The sequence below is a fragment of the Staphylococcus marylandisciuri genome (assembly GCF_025519785.1).
Lineage (GTDB): Bacteria > Bacillota > Bacilli > Staphylococcales > Staphylococcaceae > Staphylococcus > Staphylococcus marylandisciuri.
On record NZ_JAOPKZ010000007.1, the window covers coordinates 20,221 to 32,825 of the forward strand.

At 35.4% G+C, this 12,605-nt stretch carries 15 protein-coding genes and 2 other annotated features (1 of these 17 running past the window's edge); of the genes, 1 reads left to right on the top strand and 14 read right to left on the bottom strand.

The genetic code is table 11. The features are described from left to right. Window positions 1–10: 10 nt before the first annotated feature. The 10 genes from ruvA to N9R04_RS05180 all read right to left on the bottom strand — a co-directional run bounded on the left by ruvA (window position 11) and on the right by N9R04_RS05180 (window position 6,215). On the bottom strand, window positions 11–616 hold the full coding sequence (gene ruvA, locus N9R04_RS05135) for a Holliday junction branch migration protein RuvA (protein WP_262855492.1): 606 nt from the start codon (window positions 614–616) through the stop codon (window positions 11–13). A gap of 14 nt (window positions 617–630) precedes the next feature. Then, window positions 631–1,086, bottom strand: a complete 456-nt coding sequence (locus N9R04_RS05140) for an ACT domain-containing protein (RefSeq protein WP_262855493.1) — start codon at window positions 1,084–1,086, stop codon at window positions 631–633. 11 nt (window positions 1,087–1,097) lie between these two features. Beyond that, a complete protein-coding gene (gene obgE, locus N9R04_RS05145; RefSeq protein WP_262855494.1) occupies window positions 1,098–2,399 on the bottom strand; it encodes a GTPase ObgE in 1,302 nt (433 codons plus the stop codon). Window positions 2,400–2,781: 382 nt separating this feature from the next. Further along, window positions 2,782–3,066: a 50S ribosomal protein L27 gene (gene rpmA / locus N9R04_RS05150; protein WP_262855495.1), complete on the bottom strand. Its 285-nt coding sequence runs from the start codon at window positions 3,064–3,066 to the stop codon at window positions 2,782–2,784. 12 nt (window positions 3,067–3,078) lie between these two features. Further along, window positions 3,079–3,399, bottom strand: coding sequence for a ribosomal-processing cysteine protease Prp (locus N9R04_RS05155; protein ID WP_262855496.1), 321 nt, complete (start codon window positions 3,397–3,399; stop codon window positions 3,079–3,081). 2 nt (window positions 3,400–3,401) lie between these two features. After that, complete coding sequence (gene rplU / locus N9R04_RS05160) at window positions 3,402–3,710, bottom strand: 50S ribosomal protein L21 (protein WP_262855497.1); 309 nt, start codon at window positions 3,708–3,710, stop codon at window positions 3,402–3,404. A 12-nt stretch (window positions 3,711–3,722) separates the two neighbouring features. Then, window positions 3,723–3,795, bottom strand: a sequence feature (ribosomal protein L21 leader region). Between the two features lie 29 nt (window positions 3,796–3,824). Then, the gene (gene mreD / locus N9R04_RS05165; RefSeq protein WP_262855498.1) at window positions 3,825–4,349 is read right to left on the bottom strand and encodes a rod shape-determining protein MreD; all 525 of its coding nucleotides are present in this window, start codon (window positions 4,347–4,349) and stop codon (window positions 3,825–3,827) included. Beyond that, window positions 4,350–5,192 (bottom strand): rod shape-determining protein MreC, encoded by an 843-nt coding sequence (gene mreC, locus N9R04_RS05170; protein WP_262855499.1) that lies wholly within the window; start codon window positions 5,190–5,192, stop codon window positions 4,350–4,352. It abuts the gene before it with no gap. A gap of 334 nt (window positions 5,193–5,526) precedes the next feature. Further along, window positions 5,527–5,685 (bottom strand): hypothetical protein, encoded by a 159-nt coding sequence (locus tag N9R04_RS05175; protein ID WP_262855501.1) that lies wholly within the window; start codon window positions 5,683–5,685, stop codon window positions 5,527–5,529. 71 nt (window positions 5,686–5,756) lie between these two features. Next, window positions 5,757–6,215, bottom strand: a complete 459-nt coding sequence (locus N9R04_RS05180; RefSeq protein WP_262855502.1) for a DUF4930 family protein — start codon at window positions 6,213–6,215, stop codon at window positions 5,757–5,759. Window positions 6,216–6,356: 141 nt separating this feature from the next. On the opposite strand from N9R04_RS05180, the gene N9R04_RS05185 reads away from it, so the two are divergent. Next, window positions 6,357–6,527, top strand: a complete 171-nt coding sequence (locus N9R04_RS05185; protein WP_262855503.1) for a hypothetical protein — start codon at window positions 6,357–6,359, stop codon at window positions 6,525–6,527. Window positions 6,528–6,598: 71 nt separating this feature from the next. Here N9R04_RS05185 and radC read toward each other — a convergent pair whose 3' ends face one another. The 4 genes from radC to N9R04_RS05200 all read right to left on the bottom strand — a co-directional run bounded on the left by radC (window position 6,599) and on the right by N9R04_RS05200 (window position 12,539). Then, complete coding sequence (radC, locus tag N9R04_RS05190) at window positions 6,599–7,282, bottom strand: RadC family protein (RefSeq protein WP_262855504.1); 684 nt, start codon at window positions 7,280–7,282, stop codon at window positions 6,599–6,601. A 25-nt stretch (window positions 7,283–7,307) separates the two neighbouring features. Then, window positions 7,308–8,015 carry a prepilin peptidase gene (locus N9R04_RS11450; RefSeq protein ID WP_373316343.1) on the bottom strand — a complete coding sequence of 236 codons (708 nt, stop codon included), beginning with the start codon at window positions 8,013–8,015 and terminating at the stop codon, window positions 7,308–7,310. A 619-nt stretch (window positions 8,016–8,634) separates the two neighbouring features. Beyond that, window positions 8,635–9,897, bottom strand: a complete 1,263-nt coding sequence (locus N9R04_RS05195) for a bifunctional folylpolyglutamate synthase/dihydrofolate synthase (protein WP_262855505.1) — start codon at window positions 9,895–9,897, stop codon at window positions 8,635–8,637. Window positions 9,898–9,908: 11 nt separating this feature from the next. Then, a complete protein-coding gene (locus N9R04_RS05200) occupies window positions 9,909–12,539 on the bottom strand; it encodes a valine--tRNA ligase (RefSeq protein ID WP_262855506.1) in 2,631 nt (876 codons plus the stop codon). Between the two features lie 49 nt (window positions 12,540–12,588). Further along, window positions 12,589–12,605: a binding site (T-box leader), on the bottom strand (it continues 239 nt past the right edge of the window).

The following is a 12,605-nucleotide window of genomic DNA, read 5'->3' on the forward strand; positions in this document are numbered from 1 at the left end:
TTCTCAATAATTAAGATATGAGAAGTTGCAATCCATATTTAACAGCTTCATCAACAGAGCGTATTGATTTCTCATCTAATTTCTTCTCTACTTTCTTCAACTCTCTCTTAGAATAACCCAGCGCCTCTAAAGCGAGGATGGCTTCTTTCACTATGCTTGTATTTTGCTCTGAATGGTTCGTAGGTTCTAGAATATCCATTTGAGTTTCATCAGTAATTTCAACTTTACCTTTTAAGTCAAGTATAATTTGACGCGCAGTTTTTTTGCCAATACCTGGGAACTGAGTTAGATAAGCATCATTCTCATTCTCAATTGCACGTTTAACATCATTAGGCGAACTGCTTGCTAAGATTGCAAGCGCCGACTTGGGACCGATACCAGTTACCTTGATTAAGTTTAAGAACATATCTTTTTCTTCCTCATTGTGAAAACCGTAAAGTAATTGTGCATCTTCTCGTACAATTAATGAGGTGTATACTACAACTTGAGCATCTAAAAATTTTTGAAACCGGTAAGAATTAGGTGTTTGAATTTCAAAACCTATTCCTGAAGAATCCTCTACCACGATATGTGTCGGAAAGATTCCAGTTAAAGTTCCTTTGATATATGCGTACACATTTACACTTCCTCTTAAATAGTCATACTAATAAGTTCTACTTTAGTTACATGTTCGATTTGCTTTAGTAGTTCGACTACATCATCTAATTCTAAATTAGTGTTAGTGGCATCTAGTGATAAAGTGATCGTTGCTCTGTTTTTCATAGGGATACTTTGGTGGATGGTTAAGACAGACAGACGCCATTCTGAAACTTTGTTTAACACATTCGCTAACATACCTACCACGTCATTTACATATAGTATTAAAGTAAATTCTTTAGTAGACTGTTGCTTTTCTTCCACAGGAAAAATAGTATCTCTATATTTATAAAAAGCACTCCTTGAAAGATTAAATTGTTTGACAGCTTCAAAAATGGACAAATTAGGATTTTTCTTCAATGCATCCTTAATCTCTAACGTCTTGTTCACAGACTCAGGTAAGACATCTTCTCTTATGAGATAAAATTTCTTATATTCTTTATTGTCCATTATGTCCACCTCTATTCTATGAATTCAAATTCTCCACCTAGAATACGTACGATATCGCCATTACTACAACCTCTTTCTCTCAAGGCATCATCTATACCCATTGAACGCATTTGTCTTGCAAAGCGACGAACTGCTGGATCACTATTGAAATCAGTCATCTTGAATGTACGCTCAATAGCATTGCCTTGAACTACATAAGCGCCATCGTCCGCTCTAGTAATGGTAAAGTGATCTTGGCTAGGCGTATGTTTATATAAGACCCGATGAACGCCGACGTCTTCTTTTGAATTATAAAAATCGACATCTTTAACTTCTTCTAATTTATTGCCAATAGTATAAAGCAATTTATCAATATTCATATGCTGATAAGTGGATATAGGAATAATCTCTATATCGTCATAACCATCATCTTGTAACTGTTCTTTGAATAGTTGTAATTCATCCTCAGCTTCAGGCAGATCCATCTTGTTAGCGGCTACAATTTGAGGTCTCTCTTCTAGCTTTTGTTCATAAGCTTTCAATTCTTTATTAATCACCTTGAAATCTTCATATGGATCTCTACCTTCAGAAGCGCTCATATCTATAACATGGACAATTACTCTAGTCCGTTCCACATGTCGCAAAAATTGATAACCAAGTCCTACACCTTCAGAGGCACCCTCTATTAATCCCGGTAAATCTGCCATAACGAAACTACGCTGATCAGGGGTAGAAACCATGCCTAAGTTAGGCTTTATTGTCGTGAAATGATAAGCCCCTACTTTCGGTTTAGCTTTGGAAACTACTGAGAGTAAGGTTGATTTGCCCACACTCGGATAACCAACTAGACCTACGTCAGCTAACATTTTTAACTCTAATGTAACCTCTATCTCTTCACCTGGTTCTCCATTCTCGCTAAAATCTGGCGCCGGATTACGCGCGGAGGCAAATTTAGAATTACCTCGACCTCCTCGGCCTCCCTTAGCTATTGTTGCTCTTTGACCATGTTCAACAAGATCCGCTAATACTTCTTCCCCATCTATATCTTTAATGATCGTGCCTGGTGGTACATGGAGAATGAGATCTTCAGCGTTTTTGCCGTGCATGTTACTACTTTGTCCATTCTCCCCTTTTTTCGCTTTAAAATGACGTTGATAGCGGAAATCTAAAAGTGTTCTTAACCCTTCATCTACTTCAAAGACGATTGAAGCTCCGCTACCACCATCGCCGCCGGCTGGGCCGCCAAATGGTACATATTTCTCTCTACGGTAAGCGGTAATACCATTACCCCCATCGCCAGCCTTTAGCTTGATACTGACCTGATCCACAAACATAGTTTCACCTCTTTTTTGTTGAATGTATCTTATTAATTATATCATTAAGTTAGCTTTGAGAAAATAAACATAAAATTTGGGAGTGAGACTAATAAATTTCCATATTAGAAATCTAATTCGTCCCACTCCCTTATGGGCAGTTACTAATACTTCTATTTTCACATTATACTAAACACTGCTATCCTTCATTGCTTGAAGGAAAAAGAGGCTGGGACATAATGTAATGTCTCAGCCTCTGCAACATCTCGGCAGTAGATGACTGATTTGAAAACGCGCTTGTATCAAGCTTTTTTCAACTCTAGTCATCCTTGCCAGGGCGGGATTACGAAATCTTTTTATTCAAATTAGATTTCTGTCCCGCTCCCTTGTCCAATCAATTTAATTACTCTGCAGCTGAATAAACAGAAACTTGTTTTCTGTCACGGCCTTTACGTTCGAATTTAACAACGCCATCGATTTTAGCGAATAAAGTATCATCGCCACCTCGACCAACATTTTGTCCAGGATGAATTTTTGTACCACGTTGACGGAAAATAATAGAACCAGCAGTTGCGTATTGACCATCTGCGCGTTTAGCACCTAGACGTTTAGATTCAGAATCACGGCCGTTTTTAGTTGAACTTACCCCTTTCTTAGAGGCAAAGAATTGTAAATTTAACTTTAGCATAGGGTCTACACCTCACTTATAATTTAATCTTATATTCTCATTATATTCTTCTTCAATCGTTTGCAATGAGACGAGCATTGCTTGAAGTATCAATTGTGCTTGTTCATTGTTAGTATCAACACTTCTAATATGAAAATGACCTCCGTCACTTTCATAATTGATATCAGGTTTCTCAGTAGTTAAACCCATTATAGCATTTACACTACCAAAAACCACTGCTGAAGCACCTGCACATACAATGTCATGACCATAGTCACCGTGATCAGCGTGACCATCCATAATTACATCTGTGACTTGACCTTTATCATTAAGTGTAATGTCTACTTCAATCATAATTATGCGTTGATTTTGTCAATTGTTAATTTAGTGTAAGGTTGACGATGGCCTTGTTTACGTTTAGAGTCTTTACGACGTCTATAAGTGAAAACAGTAACTTTACGACCACGGCCTTGTTTATTTACAGTGGCTGAAACTGAAGCACCCTCTACTAATGGCGCACCAACTTTTACAGAATCTCCACCTACAAATAATACCTTATCAAAAGTAAAAGTATCGCCTTCACTAGCATCAAGCTTTTCGACGAAGATCTCTTGGCCTTCTTCTACTTTAATTTGTTTTCCACCAGTTTCAATAATAGCAAACATACTTTGCACCTCCTATAATATAAGTCACGCCAATTCCAGGTGACATGAAGTACTTAAACCTGAAATCGTGCGGTTGTATGTAGCTATAAACTACTCAACTTCTGCATTTTAGCATTACCCCTTAGCCTTGTCAATACGAAGTTGTAGTTTAGTAAAAAATTTATTTAAGATAGGATATAAAATGATTAATAGTATCAAGTTGAGAATAAATGTTGGTACTAACCTAAATATAATAAAATCAACTAACTCAAATTGAATTAACCCAAGTAAACCGTAGACGACTGCCATGAATATTTCAAATATTAAAGTACTAAATAAAACTAAGCTCAATAGCATTACTTTATCGCGGTAAAACACTTTGAAAAATGAATCGAAGACTACAACTAGAAGAATGTAACCAAACAAATAAACTCCATATATCGATCCTATAGTTATATCAGTTATTGCACCGATTAGAATAGCTAAAGTTAAAGCTACATTAAAATGACGGTAAATTCCGAGTAACAATAAATACATCACTGTTAAATGAGGCACAAAGATAACGCTCTTACTTCCGATATGCATAGGTATAACTAAACTAATCCCTACATCGATATAAAAAAGTAATATTCCGAGTAAGAAATAATACAAGGCTTTCATTTAGTTATCCCCTTTCTCCTCATCCGAAACAGTCTTGGCTTTACGTTTAGCTACATATACGTGGTTAAGGTCACTTAAGTTTGAAGCAGTTTTCACTTTAACTTGTTTAGCTAGGCCATATCCATCGTTTTCTACTTTTGTTACTTCTCCTATGTACAATTGGCTAGGTAGTTGATCTGCTAAACCGCTCGTTACGACCTTATCACCTTTTTTCACAGAATCTTTATTATTTATATCATTTACTATTAGTTCGCCACTTTTATCATCATAACGATCGACGATTCCGAACACATTTTTATCGCCATGTTGAATATTGATAGATAAACGGTTGTTTCTACTATTAGTAGATATAAGATCAACTCTTGCAGAAAACTGATTAACTTTTGTAATGCGACCTACGAGTCCATCTGAAGTCATTACTGCCATATTACTTTTTATCCCGTTTTTAGACCCTTTATCAATCATTAAAGAGTTCATCCACTGATCCGGGTTACGCGAAATAACAGTGCTAGAAATAGGGTCATACTTAGATATGTCATCAATATTTAATTCTTTTTTATATTTCTTATTCTCTGCTTCTAAACTTTGATTCTTAGCTTCTAATTGCTTGACCTTAGTTTCCGAAGATTTAGAATCATCTTTACCAAATAAATGATTTATAGATCCTGATATAAATTGAATTGGATAACTAAGCACACGCTGACCTGTAGACGTAGTATCTGCTACATATTGTTCTACAGGCGATTGAGATTGCGAACGTAAAGACATACCTATCAGTGCAATAAAGACGATGATTGCACATAAAATGACCACGAGTTTATTATTTTTAAAAAACTTTAACAACCTTAACACCTCTATTAACACTCGTTGATTTACTATACTTAATTCATTCTATATTAATGCTTAAACGAAATAAAGTACAAAGTGTATCTCTAAATAAAAATTTGTGTACGGTTGTAAAAAGTGGGTTTAAGAAATAATTTATCGAACTTGAGTTACTAAACCCGTAAAAAAAGAGCAGAACAGAAAATGCTACAATTTTCTAGTCCCACTCTTTATACATTGGTTGTTATTATAGAGAGCACACTATAAATTATAATAATATGACTCGAATCAAATGAGCGTCTTTTAAGATAAAGTCATCGGTCTAAAGATATTCGCTCTATTAGTTCGTTAACTAATTATTCTCATTGGTATCTTGACTATTATTTTCTTCTTTATCTTCGTCATCTTTTTCATCTTCTTTATATAAAACCTCGTCTTTTCTCCATCGAGCAAATAAGTTTTGCGCTTTTGCTTGTTCGTCTGCCTTTTTTTCTTGGGATTTTTCGCTCATAATAAACACCAACCTTCTTTTATCTTAATACATAAATAGGCTAACGCATTTACTTTTTAAATTCAAATAGCTTATTCGAATGCTTCTGAGGATTTGAGAGGGATATCTTGTCCGAGTTGTTTAAGGTCCTCTTTCATCTCAATTTCAGTAGCATAAACCCGCATCTTATCAGAGCCAAACTTATATATAATAAACTGTTCATCTCTCTGGCCAATCAAGTACTGGTCGTTGTAGCCCATGCGTTTAAATCCAGTAACAGACATAAATTCTTTTTTATCTATCAAATTGAAAACGTTTTTAGTTTGCCCAAGCGGGATGTTGTTTAACAGATCATTCTTTTCCACTTCATAGCGCTTACCACCTTGTAGCTCCGGTGTATTATCTTGTTGAACTATTGAAGGAGTATCGTGACTGATGGGGTTCCAATCTTGATCTTTCAGAAACGGGGCATATTTTAAAGCGATTAAGACTATAGCTATAATAGCAACTATAGCTATAATATTCTTTATAATAGACATAATAAATCGCATCTCACACCCTCCAATTCTAATACTTTATTATACCTTTTCTAGAATAATATGTGAATCAGTCTTTAGAATAATAAATATTAGCACTTGAGACTGATGCGAAATTTATTAGAAAATAATAAACTGTAATTAAGGAGGACGAATATGAATATTCTGGCCATAATATTAGTGGTGTTATTAATTATTATTTTATTTAGAGTAGGATTGTCAATTTTGCGTGTTCTAATTTCTTTAGCCGTGTTAGCCCTATGTATTTATTTAGCTTACCAAGGGATTATTTGGTTGTCGGACAATTATCATCATCTTATTAATTAATAAAGTAACAGAAATAATCTTTTTAGAATCGGTTCACAACTTTTTTATGAGTGATGTACCGATTTTTTTTATTATTCATCATCTAAAAGCTCTTCTTCTCTAAGACTTATGTAATTGTCCTCCCCTATAATTACGTGATCAAGTACATCGATCCCTAAAATACTCCCACAAGAAATTAAACGCTTAGTAGTCCTGATATCCTCTTCAGATGGACTCGCATCTCCGGATGGATGATTATGCATGACTATAATAGAGTGACTAGCCCATCTAATGGCTTCAGAGAAAATCTCTCTAGGATGAACAATAGAAGCAGTTAATGTACCAATAAAGATCGTTTTTTGATGTAATACTCTGTTCTTAGCATCTAAAAATAGTACTATGAAATGTTCTTGCGTGAGATGTTGCATAGTAGACATAGCGTACTGCGCTACATCTTTAGGACTAGATATTTGAAACTTTCTTTCTGATTTACTCGAATGTATGCGCTCGCCTAATTCAACAGCAGCTTTCAATGTCACTGCCTTTGAAATTCCAACGCCTTTAACTTGTGTTAATTCAAGTATAGAAAGGTGCTTTAATTCTTTAAGGTTTTTACAACTTTTTAATAATTGTGCAGCAATATCTAAACTTGAATACCCCTTTCTTCCTGTATTTATTAAAATAGCAAGTAATTCAGTATTTGATAATTGGTGCGCGCCATCATTGATCAATCGTTCGCGAGGTTTTTCAGTCATTGCTAATTCATTTATTTTCACAGATAAAATACTCCTGATCTTATTTTCACATAATATAAGTTACTAGAATAAACGCTAAAAAAATAAAAGGAATAAGAGGAATTCTTAAGTGAGGTCTATAAAATTTCAGTAACACTAAAGAAAAAGAATAAGCCCCTGCTAATAAGAATGTACATAAGATAATGTGATAAACATAATTTAGCGATAGAAAAAGGGAGAGGAAACTAAAAATTAAAATATCTCCGTAACCAATTACTTTATGAAAGAATAAGTAAATACAATTTAGAGGGATTGTAACAATCAAGAAAGAACGTAAGTTTATTTCAAATAAATAAATACCTGCTAAGAGAAAAACTATTATTAGAGAAAGGGAAATTTCAAGTGATTTGAGATCCTCAATAGACGCAGTAAGTAAAAGAAAAAATATAAATAAAGTTAGCGTTAAATCTAATGAAGGTAACTTAAACAAAAAAAGCAAGCTTAATAAAGAAGCACATTCTCCACAAAAGTAAGCAAGAGATAACTTTCGATTACAACAATGAGTTTTTCCTTTTAAATAAAGAAAGCTAAAGATTGGAATAATTTCATAGAACATTAATTGACGCTCACAATAATCACATGTTGAGCGTTGAGTTAAGTAGCTGAAGTTTAGCCTTTTTACCGTAGTAAATTGAAAAAGGAAGCTAAATAATATCGGGGCGCAAAAAATTAAGACTATAGTACTCCTCCTCCTTTGAACGTTATTATAACACATCTATGTTATTATATAAAATAATTAACTAATTTTAATAAAAAGTTATATTGAGTACTACAGCTTTATACATATTTAGTGCTATCAATCCATATAATCGAGGTAATGACCCTTGAAGTTAGTTAAATAACGAGAAAGTTTGAGTTCTCTCCGATCCTCACTTATTATTCTAAATGGACAATTCATCCTAAACTTGTATCATCAGCTTAATAGCTATAAACAATGGTATACAAGCAAGAAAAGTTGAGACACCGAACATAAATGCGCAAATTCTATTACATTACTAACTTTAAATTAGGGATTGTAACACAAAGAGAAACGCTAAGATGTTGAGACATAAAGTTTCTGTGCTTTAGGAAACTGATGAACGGCGTCCCAAACGCAGGATTGTCGACAGTACCTCTAACGAATCGGGAGCGGGACAGAAATCTAATTTGAATAAAAAGATTTCTGTCCCGCTCCCTTTCTCTCTAGTCAAAACCATTATGTCCCAGTTTCTCTTTGTTGGGGCCCCACCCCAACTCGCTGTGCCTATTGAAACTGGTTTACCAGTTTCTCTGTGTTGGGCCCCCCTAAACGCTTTCGTCCCGACCTCTTAGCGCTTTATATATATCATCTTATTTTAGAAACCTAAACGAGATTTAACTTCGCTAATAAAATACAAGCTCCCGGTGATCAATAAACCTTCTCCCTCGTATTCTTCGATAAATTTAACATAATTGTCTACTATAACTTTATTATCACCAGGTATTGAGGAGATTAACTCTTCTTTATTTAAAGCTTTTGGAAAATCAAATTCGGTAACATAGAAGTTATTTGCTATCCCTTTAAGTTGGGTAACCATATCCGATATAGGCTTGCCTTTAATAGCCGAAAATAATACATCTATCTTTTCTATTTGGTAGTAACTTTTAAGCGTTTCAATCAAAGCTTCTACACTCTCTCTGTTATGCGCTCCATCGATAATCATCAATGGCTCTTCGTTTACTTGTTCAATTCTACCTGTCCAGTGCACACTTTCGATGCCGTCAATCATTTTATTAAAATCTAAAGTAACATAACCTGCTTCATTGAGTTCTATTAGCGCAGTAATAGCTAGTGCAGCATTCTCTTTTTGGTGCTCACCTAACATGTTTAACACAAGTGTTTCAAGTTCGTAATCTTTGTAGCGATAAGTAAACTCGTCATCTACAGAAACTATAGTGATATCTCTATCAAACTCAATCCCTTTCGCTTCTTGTAGTTTAACTTGTTCTCGCATTACTTTCAGTGCTACCTCATTTTTTACGGCGTATATAACAGGTGTGTGTGGTTTAATTATAGCGCTCTTATCTTTAGCTATCTCTACATAACTTTCGCCTAAAATTTCGGTATGGTCTAGGCCCACACTCGTCAATAGAGTTAGTATAGGTTCAAATACATTTGTTGAATCATTCTTAACGCCTAACCCTGCTTCTATGATGACAAAATCTACGGGGTTTATTTCTCCAAAGTAGAGATACATCATCGTTGTAATGATTTCGAATTCAGTGGCTACACCTAAATCGGTCTCTTCTTCTAGCATTTCACTGACAGGGCGCACACGTTTCACTAGTTCTACTATCGCCTCATCGCTAAGCGGTTTACCATTTAAACTTATTCTCTCATTAAAGCTCTCAATAAATGGTGATGTGAAAGATCCAACGCTATAGTCATTGTTAAGTAATGCAGCTCTTAAATATGCTACGGTTGAGCCTTTACCATTAGTCCCCCCTACATGAATACCGCGGATGTTATTCTGAGGATTATTTAAACGGTCTAGCATCCATTCCATGCGTTTAACGCCTGGTTTAATACCAAACTTAGTACGCTCATGTATCCAATATATGCTGTCTAGATAATTCATGATAAGATCTCCTATGATTTTAATTGTTTAATTCTTTGTTCTACACCGTCATATTTTTCTTGATAGGTGATTTTTTTCTCTCGTTCTTCGTTAATGATTTTTTCTGGTGCTTTACTAACAAAGTTTTCATTGGATAGTTTATTGTTAACCCGGTCGAGCTCTTTTTGCCATTTCTCTAGTTCTTTCTCTAATCGAGCGATTTCCTTATCCATATCGATTAAACCTTCTAATGGTAAGATAACGTCACCAGCAGTAGTGACAGAAGTCATAGCTTTCTCTGGAATTTCTACAGAAGTTTCTATTGTTAAGTGGCTCGGATGGCAAAAACGATCAATATACATTGAGTTCTCTTCAAGCATTGCTTTTAAATCATTATTTTTTGCTTGAATATAAATAGGTATAGCTTTTGAAATAGGAGTATCTACTTCCTTACGAGATTGTCTAACCGCTTTAATAATTTCTACTAGGTGTTCCATAGTTTCTTTACTTTCTTTAAAAGTGAGCTCAGCGTTTGGTGTTGGCCAAGAAGCATGAACGATAGTTTCACCTTCATGTGGTAAGTTCAACCAAATTTGTTCAGTAACGAACGGCATAAATGGATGTAACATTCTCATAGTATTGTCTAGTACATAGGTTAATACAGAGCGAGTAGTCTGTTTCTTACTCTCGTCGTCACTATTCATTGGAATCTTACTCATCTCAATATACCAATCACAGAAATCGTCCCAAATGAAATTATATAAAGCTCGACCCACTTCACCAAATTCGTACTTGTCACTTAGATGTGTAACAGTTTCAATCGTTTCATTTAATCGAGTGAGAATCCACTGATCTGCAAGAGAGAGATCACCTGATAAGTTTATATCCTCGACTTTAAATTCATCACCTATGTTCATAATACTGAAGCGTGCCGCGTTCCATATTTTATTAATGAAATTCCACACTGATTCGACTTTATCTGTCGAGTAACGTAAATCATGACCAGGCGAAGAACCAGTTACTAAGAAATAACGTAAACTATCAGCACCATACTCATCTATTACGTCCATAGGATCTACACCATTTCCTAATGATTTACTCATCTTGCGTCCATCTTCGGCTCTAACTAAACCGTGTAATAACACGTCGTTAAATGGTCGCTGATCTGTAAATTCTAAACCTTGGAATACCATTCGCGCTACCCAGAAGAAGATGATATCGTACCCAGTAACTAAAGCATTAGTCGGATAGTAGCGTTGAAAATCTTTGTCATCAACGTCCGGCCAGCCTAGTGTAGAGAAAGGCCATAGTGCACTTGAGAACCAAGTGTCAAGAACGTCTTCGTCTTGAGTCCAGTTCTCTTCATCTTCTGGCGCTTCCATACCTACGTATACTTCACCAGTTTGATTATGGTACCAAGCTGGGATCTGGTGCCCCCACCAAAGTTGACGTGAGATAGTCCAATCTTTTATTTCTTCCATCCAACGGTTAAATGTTTTTTCAAAACGAGATGGAACAAAGTTAACTCTATTGTCAGTGTCCTGATTATTTAACGTTTGTTCTGCTAAAGGTTTCATCTTTACAAACCATTGAGTAGATAAATACGGTTCTACTACAGCACCTGAACGTTCTGAATGACCTACAGCATGCTCATGTTCTTTAATATCTATTACTAAATCCTCAGATTTCAAATCTTCTACAAGTTGCTCTCGACATTCAAAGCGGTCTAACCCTTCATATTTACCAGCGTTAGCATTCATTTTACCCGCTTCATCCATAACTACAATTCGCTCTAAGTGATGACGATTACCAATTTCGAAGTCGTTAGGATCATGTGCAGGTGTTACTTTCATAGCCCCACTTCCGAAGTCCATATCAACATATTCATCTGCTAATATAGGTAGCTCACGATTGACGATAGGTAGTAACACTTTTTTACCGATAACGTCTCTATAACGTTCGTCATTAGGATTAACTACAATAGCTGTGTCGCCTAGCATAGTTTCCGGACGTGTAGTAGCTATTTCAATATATCCTTCGCCGTCTACGTACGGATATTTGAAATGGTAGAACTTTCCTTTAACATCTTCATGTATCACTTCTATATCAGAAAGTGCAGTTCGAGCAACTGGATCCCAATTAATGATATATTCGCCACGATAAATAATACCTTTTTGATATAAATCCACAAACACTTTTCGAACAGCTTTACTTAAACCTTCATCAAGCGTGAATCGCTCTCGACTATAATCTAATCCTAATCCTAATTTAGCCCATTGTTGGCGGATAAAGTTCGCGTATTCCTCTTTCCATTCCCATGCTTTTTCTAGAAATTTCTCTCTACCTAAATCGTGACGGCTTATGCCTTCTTCTTTCAATTTAGCTTCTACTTTGGACTGGGTAGCTATTCCAGCATGATCCATACCTGGAAGATATAACGTGTCATATCCTTGCATTCGTTTCATTCTCGTAATGATATCTTGTAATGTCGTATCCCACGCGTGACCTAAATGGAGTTTCCCTGTAACATTTGGTGGCGGGATAACGATCGTATAAGTTTCCTTATCTGGATCTTCATTAGCTCTAAAATAGCCATTATTAACCCACTGATCGTATCGACCTTGTTCTACCTCTGTTGGATTATACTTTGGTTTCATTTCCATTCTCTATCTTCCTCCTTAACATAAAAAAATATCCGTTCTATTAAATTAATAATAGGACGGATATTC